This window comes from Pseudomonas sp. P20 (assembly GCF_016463925.1).
GTDB classification, from domain to species: domain Bacteria; phylum Pseudomonadota; class Gammaproteobacteria; order Pseudomonadales; family Pseudomonadaceae; genus Pseudomonas; species Pseudomonas aeruginosa.
This window is the reverse complement of the sequence record NZ_JAEMVM010000028.1, coordinates 111,790-128,546: the sequence shown is the minus strand read 5'-3', so window position 1 is coordinate 128,546 and position 16,757 is coordinate 111,790. Positions and strand designations below refer to the sequence as shown.

The 16,757-nt window shown below is 68.3% G+C and carries 13 protein-coding genes; all 13 read right to left on the bottom strand.

Annotated features, from left to right (window positions below; all coding sequences use genetic code 11):
- Positions 1–3,048: a triclosan efflux RND transporter permease subunit TriC gene (triC, locus tag JHD77_RS26435; protein ID WP_003102199.1), complete on the bottom strand. Its 3,048-nt coding sequence runs from the start codon at positions 3,046–3,048 to the stop codon at positions 1–3.
- Positions 3,045–4,115 carry a triclosan efflux RND transporter adaptor protein TriB gene (triB, locus tag JHD77_RS26430; protein ID WP_003083872.1) on the bottom strand — a complete coding sequence of 357 codons (1,071 nt, stop codon included), beginning with the start codon at positions 4,113–4,115 and terminating at the stop codon, positions 3,045–3,047. Before triB ends, triC begins: the two co-directional genes overlap by 4 nt.
- The gene (triA, locus tag JHD77_RS26425; protein WP_003118583.1) at positions 4,112–5,263 is read right to left on the bottom strand and encodes a triclosan efflux RND transporter adaptor protein TriA; all 1,152 of its coding nucleotides are present in this window, start codon (positions 5,261–5,263) and stop codon (positions 4,112–4,114) included. The genes triB and triA overlap by 4 nt, the downstream gene beginning before the upstream one ends.
- Before the next feature lie 152 nt (positions 5,264–5,415).
- Positions 5,416–6,255: an IclR family transcriptional regulator domain-containing protein gene (locus tag JHD77_RS26420; protein ID WP_003083866.1), complete on the bottom strand. Its 840-nt coding sequence runs from the start codon at positions 6,253–6,255 to the stop codon at positions 5,416–5,418.
- 206 nt (positions 6,256–6,461) lie between these two features.
- The gene (pcaG, locus tag JHD77_RS26415) at positions 6,462–7,067 is read right to left on the bottom strand and encodes a protocatechuate 3,4-dioxygenase subunit alpha (RefSeq protein ID WP_003118582.1); all 606 of its coding nucleotides are present in this window, start codon (positions 7,065–7,067) and stop codon (positions 6,462–6,464) included.
- 10 nt (positions 7,068–7,077) lie between these two features.
- Positions 7,078–7,797 carry a protocatechuate 3,4-dioxygenase subunit beta gene (gene pcaH / locus JHD77_RS26410; protein ID WP_003102187.1) on the bottom strand — a complete coding sequence of 240 codons (720 nt, stop codon included), beginning with the start codon at positions 7,795–7,797 and terminating at the stop codon, positions 7,078–7,080.
- Between the two features lie 134 nt (positions 7,798–7,931).
- Positions 7,932–8,849 (bottom strand): pca operon transcription factor PcaQ, encoded by a 918-nt coding sequence (gene pcaQ, locus JHD77_RS26405; protein WP_003102186.1) that lies wholly within the window; start codon positions 8,847–8,849, stop codon positions 7,932–7,934.
- Between the two features lie 285 nt (positions 8,850–9,134).
- Positions 9,135–11,522 (bottom strand): TonB-dependent siderophore receptor, encoded by a 2,388-nt coding sequence (locus JHD77_RS26400; RefSeq protein WP_003142427.1) that lies wholly within the window; start codon positions 11,520–11,522, stop codon positions 9,135–9,137.
- A gap of 147 nt (positions 11,523–11,669) precedes the next feature.
- Positions 11,670–12,665 (bottom strand): FecR family protein, encoded by a 996-nt coding sequence (locus JHD77_RS26395; RefSeq protein WP_023085740.1) that lies wholly within the window; start codon positions 12,663–12,665, stop codon positions 11,670–11,672.
- Entirely contained in the window at positions 12,662–13,207 is a 546-nt protein-coding gene (locus tag JHD77_RS26390) for an RNA polymerase sigma factor (protein WP_019681399.1), read from the bottom strand. Before JHD77_RS26390 ends, JHD77_RS26395 begins: the two co-directional genes overlap by 4 nt.
- 196 nt (positions 13,208–13,403) lie before the next feature.
- On the bottom strand, positions 13,404–14,354 hold the full coding sequence (locus JHD77_RS26385; protein ID WP_003112641.1) for an adenosine deaminase: 951 nt from the start codon (positions 14,352–14,354) through the stop codon (positions 13,404–13,406).
- Between the two features lie 104 nt (positions 14,355–14,458).
- Positions 14,459–15,421, bottom strand: a complete 963-nt coding sequence (locus JHD77_RS26380) for an oxidoreductase (protein ID WP_003112640.1) — start codon at positions 15,419–15,421, stop codon at positions 14,459–14,461.
- A gap of 72 nt (positions 15,422–15,493) precedes the next feature.
- On the bottom strand, positions 15,494–16,591 hold the full coding sequence (locus JHD77_RS26375) for a BMP family ABC transporter substrate-binding protein (protein ID WP_003118576.1): 1,098 nt from the start codon (positions 16,589–16,591) through the stop codon (positions 15,494–15,496).
- Between the last annotated feature and the right edge of the window lie 166 nt (positions 16,592–16,757).

Sequence of the window (16,757 nt, the reverse complement as noted above, 5' to 3'; positions counted from 1 at the left end):
TCAGCGTCCCGGTTCCGGAATCCGGTACCAGGCGACGTACAGCGCCGGCAGGAAGATCAGCGTGAGCAGCGTGGCGGCGACGATGCCGCCGATCATCGCATAGGCCATCGGCCCCCAGAACACTTCGCGGGCGATGGGGATCATCCCCAGGCTGGCCGCCGCCGCCGTCAGCAGGATCGGCCGGGTGCGGTGGTGGGTGGCTTCCAGCACGGCTTCCCAGGGCGTCTTGCCGTCCTTCTCGAAGGCATCGATCTGGGTCACCAGGATCACCGAGTTGCGGATGATGATGCCGATCAGCGCGAGAATCCCGAGGATCGCCACGAAGCCCATCGGCGTGCCGGTCGGCAGCAACGCCGCGACCACCCCGATCAGCCCCAGCGGCGCGACGCTGGCCACCAGGAACAGCTTCTGCACGCTCTGCAACTGGATCATCAGGAAGGTCGCCATGAGGAACAGCATCAGCGGCACCACCTTGGCGATCGGGCCCTCGGCCTTGCCGCTCTCCTCCACCGTGCCGCCCACTTCGATCCGGTAGTTCGCCGGCAGGCCGTCGGCGAAGCGCTTGACCTCCGGCGCCAGCCGGGCGACCAGGTCGGTGGGCTGGATCTCGCCGCGCAGCGACGCCTTCACCGTGATCGTCGGCTTGCGGTCGCGGCGCCACACCAGCGGCTGCTCCAGCTCGTAGCTGACCTTGGCGAACGCCTTGAGCGGGATCGAGGTGCCGCTGGGCGTGACGATCTGCAGGCTCTCCAGGGTCTCCAGCGAGCCGCGCTCGCTATCCTCGGCGCGACCGATGACGTTCACCAGGTAGATGTCGTCGCGCACCTGGGTCACCGCGCTGCCGGTCACCACGCTGTTCATGATCTGCGCCACGTCCTCGGAGGACAGCCCGAGCTGGCGCGCCTTGTCCTGGGCGATGTCGATCTTGAGCATCTTCCCGGGCTCGTTCCAGTCGTAGACGATATCGCCGATGTTCGGGTTGCCGTCGAGCACGCCGGCCAGGCCCATGGCGTACTCGCGGACCTTGTCGATCTGCGGTCCGCTGACCCGGTACTGGATCGGCCGTCCCACCGGCGGCCCCATCTCCAGCGGCTGCACGTAGGTGCTGATGCCGACGTAGTCCTTGCGCAAGCGATCGCGCAGGCGTGCGGCGACGCGCTCGCGGGCCTCCAGGTCCTTGGTGACGATCACCAGCTGGCCATAGAAGTTGTTCTGCAACTGCTGGTCCAGCGGCAGGTAGAAGCGGATCGCGCCTTCGCCGACGTAGGCGCTCCAGTGGTCGATGTCCTCGTCGTCCTTCAGCGTCGCTTCCAGGCGGTCCATCACCGCCCTGGTCTCGTGGATGCTGCTGTTTTGCGGCAGGTTGAGGTCGACCAGCAGTTCCGGACGGTCGGAAGACGGGAAGAACTGGTGCTGGACGAACTTCATCAGGAACAGCGACACGCCGAACAGCAGCGCGGTGAGGAAGATGGTCGTCCAGCGCCGGCGCATCGCCAGGTGCAGCAGGCTGTCGAAACGCTCGGCGATGCGGCCCTTCTTCTGCTCCGACTTGTGCTTGAGAGTCTTCGGCAGGATGTGCACGGCGATCACCGGGGCGAACAGCACCGCGACGATCCACGACAGCAGCAGCGCCACGGCGATCACTGCGAACAGGGTGAAGGTGTACTCGCCGGCGGAGCTGGCGTTGAGCCCGATGGGCACGAAGCCGGCCACCGTCACCAGGGTCCCGGTGAGCATCGGGAAGGCCGTCGAGGTGTAGGCGTAGGTCGCCGAGTCGTGCAGCGAGTCGCCCAGTTCGAGGCGCGTGATCATCATCTCCACGGTGATCATGGCATCGTCCACCAGCAGGCCGAGGGCGATGATCAGCGCGCCGAGGGAAACCCGCTGCATGGTGATGTCGGTGTATTCCATGAACACGAAGACCATCGCCAGCACCAGCGGGATCGAGCAGGCCACCACCAGCCCGGCGCGCAGGCCGAGGCTGACGAAGCTGACGATGAGGACGATCACCACCGCCTCGAACAGCGCCCGGGTGAAACCGCCGACCGCCTTCTTCACCACCTGGGCCTGGTTCGACACCTGGTGCACGCCGACGCCAACCGGCAGTTCGCCGGTGATCTCCTGCATGCGCGCATTGAGCGCCTCGCCGAACTCGAGGATATTGCCGCCCTCCTTCATCGCCACCGCCAGGCCGATGGCCGGCTCGCCCTTGTAGCGGAACAGCGAGGTCGGCGGGTCGACGAAATCGCGGCTGATGCTGGCCAGGTCGGACAGCCGGTAGAAACGATCGTTGACCCGCAGGTTGACCGCCTGCAGGTCCTTTTCCGAACGGAAGTTGCCGGAGGTGCGCACCGAGATGCGCTCGGGGCCGGCCTCGACCACGCCGGACGGGGTCACCGCGTTCTGCGCCTGCAGGCTCTGCACGACCTGGCGCTGGTCGAGACCGAGGGCGGCCAGCTTGCGGGTAGAGAAGTTGAGGTAGATGACCTCGTTCTGCGCACCGATCATCTGCACCTTGCCCAGGTCTTTCACCGAGCGGATGTCCAGGCGCACCTTCTCCACGTAGTCGCGCAGCTGGCGGAAGTCCAGGCCATCGGCGGTGAAGGCGTAGACGCTGCCGAACACGTCGCCGAACTCGTCGTTGAAACCCGGTCCCTGGATGCCTTGGGGGAATTCGCCCTGGATGTCGGATATCTTCTTGCGCACCTGGTACCAGATATCCGGGATGTCGCCGGCCTTGGTGGTGTCCTTGAGGTAGACGAAGACCGTCGATTCGCCGGGTCGCGTGTAGCTCTTCACGTAATCCAGCGAGTCCAGCTCCTCGAGCTTCTTCTCGATGCGGTCGGTGACCTGCTCCAGGGTGTCGTCCACCGTGGCGCCCGGCCAGCGGGTCTGGATGACCATGGTCTTGATGGCGAACGAGGGATCCTCCTCGCGCCCCAGGTTGAGGTAGGAGAACACGCCCATCACCAGCGATACCGCCATCAGGTACCAGACCAGGGACTGGTGGCGCAGGGCCCAGTCCGACAGGTTGAAACCGCCCTTCATCGCGCATCCTCGTCGAGTTTGATCTTCTGGCCGGGCTTGAGGCTGTTGACTCCGGCGCGGACCACCCGGTCGCCGTCGGCCAGGCCCTGTCCGATCACCACCTGGCGTTCGTCGCGGCTGAGCACCTGTACCTCGCGCAGGGCCACGCTGGACTGTTTCCCATCGACGACCCAGACCTGGGTCTTGCCGTCGCGCTCCAGCAGCACGCTGGCCGGCAGCACGCTGCGCACGCTACCGGCGCTGCTCAGCTGGACCTGGATGGTCGAACCGAGGCGAAACGCCTCCGGCGTCTGCGCCAGGCTCAGGCGCACGCGACGGGTGCGGGTCGAGGCGTCGGCCTGCGGACCCAGCTCGCGGATGCTGCCGGTGGTCCTGGCCTGCGGGTCGAGCTGGGCGCTGACCAGGAAGCGCGCGTCGGCCGGCAGGCTCTCGGCGACCTCGGTGGGCAGGTCGAAGACTGCCTCGCGCACTTCGGGCCGGGCCAGGGTGACCACCGCCTGGCCGGCGCTGACCACTTGCCCGGCCTCGGCGTGCCAGGTGGTGATGACGCCGTCGAAATCGGTCACCAGGCGCGTGTAGGAAAGCTGGTCCCTGGCCTGCTGCACCGCCGCTTTGGCCTGGTCGAAGCTGGCCTGGCTGGTCTTCAGGCGGGTCCGCGCATCGTCCAGGCGCGCCTGGGCGGTGACGCTGCGGGCGAACAGTTCTTCCTGGCGCCGGGCATTGGCCTGGGCGTCGATCAACTGTGCCTCGGCGCTGGCCAGGTCGCCCTGGCTGGCGCGCAACTGGTTCTGCTGGTCGGTGGGGTCGAGGGTCGCCAGCAGCGCGCCCTTGCCGACGAAGTCACCGACGTCGAACAGGCGCGAGGCGATCCGTCCGTTGGTGCGGAAGCCGAGCACGCTCTCGTAGCGCGCCTGGATGCTCCCGGCGAAGCGACCGAGGTCGTCGTTCTTCAGGGTCTTCACGGTCACCGTCAGCACCGGCCGCGGCGGTGCCGGCGGCGGCTCGTCGCCGCAGCCGGAGAGGAGCAGGGCGAAGCCGAACAGGCCGGCGAGGGAAAACGGCTTCATGGCTGGCCTCCGCCCACGGCGTCGCGGCTGGCGGTGCTCTGGGTCGGCTGCGGCGGCTGGGCCACCTCGACCACCTGGCCCGGATGGAGCAGTTGGCCGCCCACCGTGACCACCGTCTGGCCCGCCTCCAGGCCACCGTCGATGACCACCTTCTCGCTGGCGTAGCGTGCCACCCGCACCGGTTGCAGACGCGCCTTGCCTTGCTGGTCGAGCAACCAGACCGCCGGCTGCTCGCCGACCTTGGACAGCGCCGACCAGGGCAGCACCACGCTGTGCTCGGCCGGCGCGGCGACGCTGGCGTTGACCACGCTGCCGAGGCTCATTTCCGCCGGCACCGAGTCGAGGCCGACCTTGACCTTCAGCGTACCGCTGCGCTCGTCCACCGTGGGGGTGATCTCGCGGACCTTGCCGCTGGCGGTGACTTCCGGCTTGCCGAGCAGGCTGACGGTGATCCGCTGGCCGTCGACATCGTGGCTGAACAACGACTCGTAGACGTTGAACACCGCGTCGCGCTCGCCGTCGCGGGCCAGGGTGAAGATCGGCACGGTGGCCTGCACCACCTGGCCGACCTCGGCCTGGCGGGCGGTGATGACCCCGGCGTCGGAGGCACGCAGCTCGGTATAGGAAAGCAGGTCGCGGGCGTTGGCCAACTGCGCCTGGGCGGCCTTCAGCGAACTCTGCGCGCTGCGCACCGAGGCCAGCGCCTGGTCGTACTCGCTCTGGCTGGTGTAGCCCTTGGGCAGCAGCGCCTTCTGCCGCTGGTAGTTGAGGTCGGCGAGCTTCGACTGCGCCTGCTGCGCGGCGACCGCCGCCTGGGCGTTCTCCACGTTGCTGCGCTGGTCCTGCGGGTCGAGCCGCGCCAGCACCTGGCCAGCCGCGACGTGGTCGCCGACATCGACCAGGCGCTCGACGATCTTGCCGCCGACACGGAACGACTGGTCGGCCTGTACCCGTGCCTGGATGTCGCCGGTGATCGAGGTGGCCGAGGCGAACTCGGCCATCTTCACCGTCTGCGCCAGCACACGGACGTGTTCCTCGGCGGGCGGCTCGGCGCCGCAACCGACAAGCAGGCCGGCGCACAGGATGGCGGGCAGCGCCATCCGCGACCAGCGACCTTTGGAATGAAAAGCGCCTCTGGCGTCTGACATGCCTTCCCCTTCGCGATCCATACAGATACCGGCCGATCCGGCCGGAAACTCCCAGAATTGGCAGGGATTCTAGCCGCGTCCCCAAGGATTGCGACTATCAGATGGAAGCGGGGGTTCCTTTTCCAAACTTGTGGAGGGGATCGCCTCCGGCGTCAGGTGAACAGGCGCGCGCTCAGCTCGCGGCTGGCCTCCAGCAGCAACGGCAGGAAACGGCTTTCCAGTTCGGCGCGGGAGACCCGCCCGGCATGGGTGCCGACGTTCAGCGCGGCGAGCACATGGCCGGCGGAGTCGCGTACCGGCACCGCCAGCGAGCGCAGGCCGACTTCCAGCTCCTGGTCGACGATGCACCAGCCCTGGCGACGAATCTCCACCAGGCACGGCAGCAGGGTCTCGGGGGTATACAGGGTACGGCTGGTCTTGGCCTGCATCTCCACTCCGCCGAAGTAGGCGTGCAGCGCGTCGTCGTCCAGCGCGGCGAGGAGGATGCGGCCCATCGAGGTGCAATAGGCGGGCAGCCGGCTGCCGACGTTGAGGTCCACCGAAATCAGCCGCTGGGGAGTGGCCGAACGGGCGATGTAGAGCACGTCGTCGCCCTCCAGGGTGGCCATCGAACAGGCTTCGTGGAGCTGTTCGCTGAGGCGGTCGAGGATCGGCTGCGCAGTGATCGCCAGCGGCGTCGACGACAGGTAGGCGTGGCCGAGGGTGAGCACCTTCGGCAACAGCGAGTAGGTGCGCCCGTCGGTGGTGGCGTAGCCAAGCTGCATCAGCGTGTGCAGGCAGCGACGCACGGCGGCGCGGGGTATCTCGGTGCGGTGGCTGATCTGGGCGATGGTCAGGTGCCGCTTGCGCTCCTGGAACGCATGGATCACCGCCAGGCCACGGGCCAGCGAGGTCATGAAGTTGGGATCGCCGGTGAAGGCCTCGATGCGCTTGGCCGGCGAAAGGACGGTCGGCGGCGCCAGGGTGGCGGGGTGTTCCGGGAGTTCGCTCATGGACGTTCGGGCTCGGGTCACGGAAAGGCTCGCCGATTATCGGACACTCGTTCGATCATCGCAATTGACCGGAGCGCCTCCGACTGTAGTACTGTCGGGGCTACCCATCGCCCTCCGGGAGTAATGTCAGGTACCCATCGGCGGGTTCTGGGTACGCCCTTGCCGCTCCGGCAAGGGCGCCCTTCCTTCCCGCGCGATCGATGCGCCTAGAAGTCAAAGAACACCGTCTCGTTGTCGCCCTGGATGCGGATGTCGAAACGGTAGGCGAGCTGTCCGTCCACTTCGCAGCGCTGCGCGAGCAGGGTGTCGCGACGCGGCGCCTGCTCGATCAGGTTGAGCACCGGACAGGCGGCGTTGGCCTCGGTCTCGTCATCGAAGTACAGCCGGGTCTGCAAGTGGATGTTGATGCCGCGGGCGAACAGCGAGACGTTGATGTGCGGCGCCATCGGCACGCCCTGGGCGTTACGCACCACCCCCGGCTTGACCGTGTGCAGGGTCCACTCGCCGGCATCGAAGGTGGTGGCGGTGCGGCCGAAGCTGTTGAACGGACGCTCCGGATCGTAGCGCTCCTGGTAGCGGCCTTCGCTGTCGGCCTGCCAGAACTCCAGGAACGAGTCGCGCACCAGGTGGCCGTTGCCGTCGTAGACGTGGCCGAGCAGGAGGATGTGCTGGCCCGGCGCGTCTTCGCGGGCCATGCGGTTCCAGATCTCCAGGTCACGGGTCGGGTTGCCGGCGGCGGCCAGCGCCAGGCCGATGTGGACATAGGGACCGGCGGTCTGGGAAGGGGTTTCCCGCAGCAGTTCGTGGCTCATGGTCGGCTCCTCAGGCGTTCTCGAAGAAGGTCTTGCGCTGCCCGCGCAGGACGATGTCGAAGCGGTAGGCCAGGCAATCCATCGGGTTGGCCATGCTCATGTCGAGCCGGCCGATCAGGCTCTGCGCCGCCTCCGGGTCGGCAAGGGTGCGGATGATCGGGCACTTGGGGATCAGCGGGTCGCCCTCGAAGTACATCTGGGTGACCAGCCGCGCGGCGATCGCCGGGCCGCTGACAGACACGTGGATGTGCGCCGGGCGCCAGTCGTTGGGGCCGTTGCGCCAGGGATAGGGCCCGGGCTTGATGGTGCGGAAGTAATAGTGGCCCTCGCTGTCGGTGAGGGTCCGGCCGACGCCGCCGAAGTTCGGGTCGAGCGGCGCCAGGTAGCGGTCGTTCTTGTGCCGGTAGCGCCCGCCGGCGTTGGCCTGCCACATCTCCACCAGGGTGTGCGGGACCGGCTTGCCGTACTGGTCGAAGACCCGGCCGAACATGATGATGCGCTCGCCCTGGGGCAGGCCGCCGTGGTCGAAGTTGAGCAGCAGGTCGTTGTCGTGGCGGCCGAGCCTGAGGTGGGAGAAGTCCGGCCCGCTGGTTTCCGAGAGCGATTGCGGGATGCTCACCAGCGCCTGGCTCGGCGAGCGCGGCACGGAGGTCTTGTAGTCGGGGGTCAAGGCTTTGGGGTGCCAGTTTCGGTCACGGATGACGAAACGACGGCTTTCGGCGTCGTGCATGTCGGGCTCCTGTTATTCGCGTTATCGGTCGCCAGGCTTGTGGATTCAGGCATGGAAAACGAAGTCTTGCGCAGGAGGCGGGACGGGGACAGTGAATTATCCGGCCCCATACATAACCATTTGGTTATGCTTTATCAGTGCAACTCGGCGGCCACCTCGCGCAACACCGCGCTGAACCATTGCGCCCCCAGCGGCAACGGCAAGGCCGCGTTGTGGCACAGCCCGACCGAACCGCCCGGTTCGCGGATACCCAGGTCCAGCTCGGCCAGCTCGCCGTTGCCGACGTCCAGGCGCACGGCATCGCGCGGCGCCACCCAGATCGCCTCGCTGCGCAACACATAGCTGCGGCTGAGGGTCGGCGAGAGGGTTTCCAGGCGCTGTCCGGCGAGCGCGATGCCCCACTGCACGAACAGGCTGTCGGCGTGGCGGCGGATGGTGGTGCCGGCCAGCGGCAGCACCAGTGGGAATTCGGCCAGCCGCTGCAGGTCGCCGAGGGGCGCGGCGAGCAAGGGGTGGCCGGGACGCACCACCAGCATCATCGACTCGCTGTACAGGTGCTCGAAGGTCAGGCCCTGGATGTCCGGGCTATCGGTCATCCGCCCGACCACCAGGTCCAGCTCGCCGACCTTCAGTTGCGCCAGCAGGTAGGCGCTGGGTCCGGTGGCGACGCTGACCACCAGCGCACCGTGGCGCCGGTGCAGGCGCCGGATCACCTCGGGCACCACCAGGCTCTCCACCGTCGACAGCACGCCGACCCGCACCGTCTCGACCTGCGCCTCGTGGCCGCGCAGGGTGTTCACCCCGTCGCGCAGGGCCTGCACGCAGGGGCCGGCATAGCGCAGGAAGGTCACGCCCGCCTCGGTCAGCTCGGCGCCGGCCTTGCTCCGTTCGAACAGGCGCGCGCCGAGGATTTCCTCCAGTTCCTTGAGGGTCTTGGAGATCGCCGGCTGCGACACCGCCACGGCATCCGCCGCCTTGGCGAAGCTGCGCTGGCGGGCGACTTCGAGGAAGCAGGCGAGGTGGCGGAACTTGATGCGGTTGTCGAGGTTCATGGGGCGGCCGTGGCGGCGAGTGGTGCGGGCATGGTACCCAACGGGCGGGTTGGGAACGAGGTGTGGCGTGCGGCGAGGTCGTGCCAGGCGGTTCTCCGCCTTCCTTTCCCCAAAGGGAGAAGGCACTGGATGGCGGAACGACTCACGCGCCGGGCAATCCCTTCCCTGGGGGAAGAAGGAACCGGATGGAGCATGGTCGGGCAGCATCGCGCCGACCCTTCGCCCTTCAGGGGGCCTCCACGTCCAGGAGGACGCCGGGGAACCCCACCTGGAGCGAGCGCCGACTCAGAACTCCACCGTCGTCGACACCTGGAACTGCCGGGGCTCGCCCATCGCCACGTACAGTCGATTGGCACTGGACGGGTAGTAGGTGCGGTCGAACAGGTTCTTCACGTTGAGCTGGAACTTCACGCCGTGCCCGCCGAAGCGGGTGTCGTAGCTGGCGAAGGCATCGGCCACGGTGTAGGACGGCAGGTCGAAGGAATTGGCCGGGTCGCCCGGGCGCTTGCCGACGTAGCGCGCGCCGCCGCCCAGGCGTAGGCGGTCGCCGCCGAAGAGCTGGCCGAGTTCGTAGACCGCCGACAGCGACGCGGTGTTGCGCGCCACGTTCTGCAGGCGCTTGCCCTCCAGGGTCGGGTCCTCGGTGACTTCCGCGGCGAGCCAGGCGTAGCTGCCGATCAGGCTCCAGCGTTCGCTGAGCTGGCCGGTGAGGTCCAGCTCCAGGCCGCGCGAGCGGACCCGGCCGGCGGCGCGCACGCTGCTGTTGCCGGCACCGTCGAGTTCGTTGACCAGCACGTTCTTCTTGCGAATGTCGAACAGCGCCAGGGTGCCGCTGAGACGCCCCGGCACATCCAGCTTGGCGCCCAGCTCCCAGGAGGTCGCCTCCTCCGGCAGGATCGCCGAATCGATGGTCTCGCCGGTGCTCAGCGGGGCGATGGTCGAGTTCGGCTTGAACGAGCGCGTGTAGCTGCCGTACAGCGAAACCTCGTCGCTCAGGCGGTAGACCAGGCCGCCGCGCGGCACCCATTTCTGCCCGTTGATATCGGTGTTGGCGTTGAACGGCCGGCCGCGCCCGGCGAGCTGGTCGTAGATCTGGTAGCGCGCGCCGCCGACCAGGATCCAGCGTTCGTCCAGGTGGATCGAGTCCTGGAAGTACAGCGAGTCGCTGCGCAGCTTGTCGGTCTGGTCGCTGTCGCCGGCGACCACCCGGGTCGACGGCACCACCTGGCCATAGACCGGGTCGAGGTAGTCGAAGCGGCTGGTCTTGCTGTCGCGCAGCAGGTCGGCGCGGAAGATCTTGCGCTTCTCGTGGTCCATGCCGAATTGCAGGTCATGTTGCATCCCGGCCAGTTGCAGCGTTCCGCTCAGGCCGAGGGTGGCGAAGCTGTCGCTGCTGACCGCGCCGTGGGTGCCGTCCATGCGCCGGGTCAGGGTGCCGTCGGCATTCACGGCCATCACCCGGGCCTGGTTGTCGTCGTAGGTCTCGCGACTGTAGCCGTAGCCGAAGTGGGCCTTCCAGGTGTCGTCGAGCTGCCGTTCGAGATCCAGGCGGGCCAGCTCGGAACGGCCCTCGGTGATGTTGAAGGGCTCGTCCAGGCGCCGGCTGCGCGGGATGTCCAGCGGGCGGTTGGTACGCGGGTCGATGGCCGTGCCACGGTCGAACGGCGTGGTGAACTCGCGGTGCTCGTAGCTCAGGTTGACCGTCGTGTCCTCGCCGTACCAGGCCAGCGAGGGCGCCACCAGCGTCTCGCGACTCTTGCCGAAGTCGCGCCAGTAATCCTCGTCCTCATGATCGAGGATCATCCGGTAGGCCAGTCCGCTGTCGCCCAGCGGGCCGGTGGAGTCGAGCTGGCCGCCGCTGCCGTTGCGCCCGTGGGCGTAGGCCGAGCCACGCAGGGTCAGGGCGTTGGCTTGTTGCAGTTGTGGCTTCTTGCTCACCACGTTGACCACCCCGCCCGGGTCCTGGATGCCATAGAGCAGGGATGCTGGCCCCTTCAGCACCTCGACGTGGTCGGCGGTGGCGGTGAAATTGCGGCCCTGCACCGAGGGCATGCCGTCGCGCATGATCGAGCCGTCGCGGTTGTCGCCGAAGCCGCGCTTCATCACCGCGTCCTGGGTACCGCCGAGGGTGTTGGCCTGGGTGATGCCGCTGATGTTGCCCAGCGCGTCGTCAAGGTTGCGCGGGCGCTGGTCCTGCAGCGCCTGTGCCGGGACCACGCTGATCGCCTGGGGGATTTCCAGTACCGGCGCATCGCCGCGGCTGATCGAGGCGTTGGCCGCCGGCCGGTAGCCCTGCGCCGGGGCGGCGGCGGAGACCGTCGTGGCATCGAGGTCGAGCGCGCCGCTGGCGGGGATCGGTTCCAGGGTCAGGGTGCGCTCGTCGATCCGCCGCGCGCGCAGGCCGCTGCCCTGCAGCAGGCGTTGCAGCGCCTCCTCCGCGTCCAGCGAACCGTGCAATGCCGGAGCGGTCGCCTGCGGCGGCAGCTCGGCGGTGTAGAGCAGCGTCTGCCCGCTGGCCCGGCTGAACGCGTTGAGCGCCTGGGCCAGCGGCGCGGCAGCCTGGCTGAAGCGGTAGCGAACCGCCTCGGCGGCCTGCACGGTGGCGGCGAGACAGCCGAGGCTGAGGAACAGGGCGGGGAGAGTACGCAGGGCGAAGCGCGGGAACGGGGTCATGGGTTGCTCGTGTCGGTCGCTTTTCTAATGCGAATCAATCGCGGTCATGAGCACTACACGAAGCGGCGCCGGATTTACCTCACCCCGCAGGGCAAAAAAATTCTTCGCCGGGAAAGATTCCTGCGGCCAAACGGACCAGGGCCACCGTCAGCGAATCACCACCAGGCGTCCGAACAGGATCTGCTGGCGATAGCCGAGCACCGCCTGCAGCGACTTCAGCGCGGCTTCGGGATCATCGCTGCGGAAGCTGCCGCTGACCGGCTGGCGACCGAGCGCGTCGTCGAGCAGGAGAATGCGTCCGGGGTAGTAGCGAGCGAGTTCGTCGAGCACTTCCGCCAGCGGCCGCCGGTAGAAGCTCAGCCAACCCTGGCGCCAGGCCAGCGCGGCGGCGGCGTCGATGGCCACGGGCCGGCCCAGCTTGCCGTCGGCGAAGCCGACCTGCTGGCCGGCGCCCAGCACTTCCTCGGCGGCGCCCGCACCGGTGCCGGCGCTCACCGCGACCCGCCCTTGCAACACGGTGACGCGGGTCGCCCCGGCGCCGCGACGGACCTCGAACTCGGTGCCCAGTACCCGCGCCCGACCTTCGCCGGCCTCGACCACGAATGGCAGCGTGTCGCGCTTCACCCGCAACGCGGCGGCGCCGCGCAGCAGTTCGACCCGCCGCTGGCCGCCGTCGATACGCACGCGCACCGCGCTGCCGGCGTCCAGGCTCAGGTAGGAGCCATCGGCCAGCTTCCATTCGGCGACCTGTCCCGGCGCGGCGACATAGTCGGCACGCCAGTCCTGCAGCCAGTCGCCGGGCTGCCACCAGCCGCCCAGCCAGAGCATCGCCAGCAGGCAGGCGACGCTGGCCAGCGGGTAGGCCCAGCGCCGCGGGTTGCGCGACGCTCGGCGCGGCCGCAGGTAGGCTTCCAGGGCATCAGCCTCTTCGATGGCCAGGCGGCTCGCCGGTATTTCCGTCAGGCGCCAGAGCGCCTCGGCGCGGGCATAGGCCTCGGCATGCGCCGGCCGCTGCGCCAGCCAGTCCTCGAAGGCCCGCCGGGTCGCCGCATCCGGCGTACCGCGCAGGCGCACCAGCCAGGCCTGGGCGGTCTGCTCGAGGACGGGCTCGTAGGGCGCGGCGTCGCTATCGGGTCGGGTCATGGCTGGGCGCTCCTTGCCTGCTCGCCGGCCGGGCCGGCCAGGCTCGCCTTGCAGGCGTCGAGGGCGCGCATCATATGTTTTTCCACGGCGCTTTGGGAAAGCTGCATGGCCTGGGCGATCTCCGCGTAGGTGCGGCCGTGGATGCGATTGAGCAGGAAAATCCGCCGGGTGCGCTCGGGCAGGCCGCGCAAGGCGGCCTCGACCCGGCGCCACTGGTCGCCGGCCTCGAGCGCCTGCTCGGGACGGACCGGCTCGCCCTGGCGCTGCTCCGGCAGCCAATCGTCCAGTTGCCGTTGCCGCGATCCTTCGCCACGCAAGTGGTCGATGGCCAGGTTGCGCGCGCTGCGCAGGAGGTAGCTGCCAAGCTCCTCCACCGGGGCGGCCGGGCGCCGCCAGAAGCGCAGGAACAGCTCCTGGACCAGGTCGGCGGCGGTCGCTCGGCAGCCGACCCAGCGGCTGACCAGGCTTTCCATGCGCTGGCGCTGGGCCAGGAAGGCCTTGAGGAGATCCGCGCGGCGCGCCGCCTCGCCGTCTGCCGGCAAGGCATCCGGGCGCGGGCCGGGAGGTAGGTCGCGGTCGGGCATCGGTGAGGACGGCTGCACGAAAGCCGGCGCCGGGGCGGCGCCATGGGAATGCTGAGCAGGCCTTCAAATGATAATGCTTATCATCAATACCGAGAAGCCAGCGACGACGAAACGCCTTGCGGGTCGCGCGCCGGGCTATCCGGCACGCCGCCCCTCACTTCACCAGGCGCGCATCCAGGCTGTTCTGCGCCAGGCGCCTGGCCTGCTCCTCGGTCATTCCCAGGCTCTGCTGCAAGGCATGGAAGTTCTCGGTGACATAGCCGCCGAAGTAGGCCGGGTCATCGGAGTTCACCGTCACCTTCACGCCGCGTTCGAGCATGTCGAGGATGGTGTGCTGGCTCATGTCGTCGAACACGCAGAGCTTGGTGTTGGACAGCGGGCAGACGGTCAGCGGGATCTGTTCGTCGATCAGCCGCCGCATCAGCCGCTCGTCCTCGAAGGCGCGTACGCCGTGGTCGATGCGCTCGACCTTGAGCAGGTCGAGGGCTTCCCATATGTACTCGGGCGGCCCCTCCTCGCCGGCATGGGCGACGGTGAGGAAGCCTTCGCTGCGGGCCCGGTCGAAGACCCGCTGGAACTTGCTCGGCGGATGCCCTACTTCCGAGCTGTCGAGGCCGACGGCGATGAAGGCGTCGCGGAACGGCAGCGCCTGGTCGAGGGTTTTCTGCGCCTGTTCCTCGCTGAGGTGGCGGAGGAAGCTGAGGATCAGCCCATGGCGGATGCCCAGCAGCTTCTCGCCGTCCCGTAGCGCGGCGCGGATGCCGGCGAGCACCACCTCGAAGGGAATGCCGCGATCGGTGTGGGTCTGCGGGTCGAAGAACGGCTCGACGTGGACGACGTTCTGCGCCTTGCACTTCTGCAGGTAGGCCCAGGTCAGGTCGTAGAAGTCCTGCTCGGTGCGCAGCACGTCGGCGCCGGCGTAGTAGAGGTCGAGGAATTCCTGCAGGTTGTTGAAGGCGTAGGCCTTGCGCAGGGTCTCGACGTCGTTCCAGGGCAGGGCGATGCGGTTGCGCTCGGCGAGGGCGAACAGCAGCTCCGGCTCCAGGGTACCTTCCAGGTGCAGGTGCAGTTCGGCCTTGGGCAAGGCGTTGAGCCATTCGTACATGGGGTGGGTTCTCGATCAGGCTGGTCTTGGCCGGCAAGTTTAACCTGTCCCGGGAGTCAGGCCCGCGGCAAACCCACGAGCCGCTCCCGCGCGCGACGGGCGGCTCAGGCCGTTTCGCCGCGCCGATAGGCATAGGTCTGCGCGAAGCGCGAGGTCAGCCAATCGCCACAGGTGGTCGGCGGATACTTCGGCGGGTTGTCCGCGTCGAAGCAGCCCGGCAGGCAGCGGATCTCGGTGTCCATGTGCGGTTCGGCGAAGAACGGCATGGAGTAGCGGTGCACCCCGCGCGGGCTGATCACCCGGTGCGGGGTCGAGCGGTAACGGTCGTTGCTCCAGCGCGCCATCATGTCGCCGATGTTGACCACGAAGGTGCCGTCGATGGGCGGCGCGTCGATCCATTCGCCCTGGCGGTTCTGCACTTGCAGGCCACCGGCGGCGTCCTGGTAGAGCAGGGTCACGCAGCCGTAGTCGGTGTGCGCGCCGGCGCCGGGCTGGTCGGCGCTCTGCCGGGCCGAGGCCGGCGGATAGTGGATCAGGCGGAACACGCTGACCGGCTGCTCGAAGCGGCGATCGAAGAAGTCCTCCTCGATCCCCAGGGCGATGGCCAGGGCGCGCAGCACGGTACGGGCCAGCGCCAGCATGTCGGCATAGTGTCCTTCCAGCAGGGCCTCCCAGCCGGGCAGGTCGGGGTGTCGGTTGGGCCCGTAGAAGGATTTGCCGGCGCGCACGTCGGGATGCTCCGCCGGCAGGTGCAGGGCCATGTCGAAGGTCTCCTTGAAGTCGCTGGGCAACGCCGGGTCGAGCTGCTCGGTGGCGATCGCGCCATAGCCGCGATGATTGCGGCTACGGGTGATATCGATCTTCAGCTTCTCTTCGACGGGCAGCGCGAAGAACTCCCGCGCCGCCGCCAGCAGGGCTTCGAAGCGCGCGGCCGGCAACGGGTGTCCGGCGATGTAGAAGAAGCCCCACTCGCGGCAGGCCTGGTCGATCCGCCGCGCCACGTCGTTCCAGGCGCCACGGTCGGCGCCGTAGAGCGGGGCGATGTCGATGATGGGTAGACGGTCCAATCGCGCTCTCCTCGATGGGTCCTGTACGGAAAGTGCCTGCGCTCGGCGACTTTTTCCATACAAGGCCAGGGCTCACTTCGGCAGGTCGGCCTTGATGCCTTCCACGTAATAGTTCATCGACGCCAGGTCGGCATTGGTCGCGCTGACGCCGGCGGCGAAACGCTCCTTGCCGGACTGGTCGCGGATCGGCCCGGTGAAGGGGTGGAAGGCTCCGCTGCGGATCGACTCGATCAGCCTGCCCGCCTCTTCCCGCACCGGCGCCGGCAGCACCTCCTGGTTCAGCGGCAGGACCACCGTACTCTCGGCCAGGCCACCCCAGAAGTCCTCGGATTTCCAGGTGCCGTCCATCACCGCCTGGGCCGAGCGGATATAGTGCGGGCCCCAGTCGTTGACGATCGAGGTGAGCACGGTCTTCGGACCGAAGTGCTGCATGTCCGAGGCGTAGCCCACGGCGTACACCCCGCGACGCTCGGCGGCCTGGATCGGCGCCGGGCTATCGGTGTGCTGGAACACCACGTCGACGCCCTGGTCGATCAGCGCGTTGGCCGCGTCGGCCTCCTTGCCCGGATCGAACCAGGTGCTCACCCACATCACCTTGAGTTCGGCCTGCGGGTCGTATTTGTCCAGCGCCAGCTGGATCGCGTTGATGTCGCGGATCACCTCGGGAATCGGAAACGAGGCGATGTAGCCGATCTTGTGGCTGCGGGTCATCTTCGCCGCGAGGAAGCCGCCGACGTAGCGTCCCTCGTAGGAGCGCGACAGGTAGGTGCCGAGGTTCCTGTCGCGCTTGTAGCCGGTGGCGTGCTCGAAGGTCACCTTGGGAAACTGCCGGGCCACCTTGGCGGTAGGGTTCATGTAGCCGAAGGATGTGGTGAAGACCAGGCCGTAGCCGTCTTTCGCCAGGTTGCGGATGACCCGCTCGGCGTCGGCGCCCTCGGCGACGTTCTCGACGAAGCTGGTCTTCACCTTGTCGCCGAAGTGCTCCACCAGTTCGCGGCGGCCCAGTTCGTGCTGGTAGGTCCAGCCGTGGTCGCCGACCGGGCCGACATAGACGAAGCCGATCTTCAGTGGTTCGGCGGCCTCGGCGGCGAGAGCGCAGGCGCCGAGGCCGAGGACGGCGGCAAGGCGGCGCAGGACGGACATGCGGGATTGCGTGCGACGGTGTTTCATGGATGGGCGTGCTCCGGTGAGTGCAGGGTTGGCCATCGGGCGTGGCTTCGCGTTCAGCCCGCCCGCCGATGCAATTACCTGACCACCCGGACAACTCCGCTCAAGCTCGCGCTTCTGCGCGCCGCGTCATGCCGGCGCGGCTGCAGGACGGTGCAGCGCGCCATCG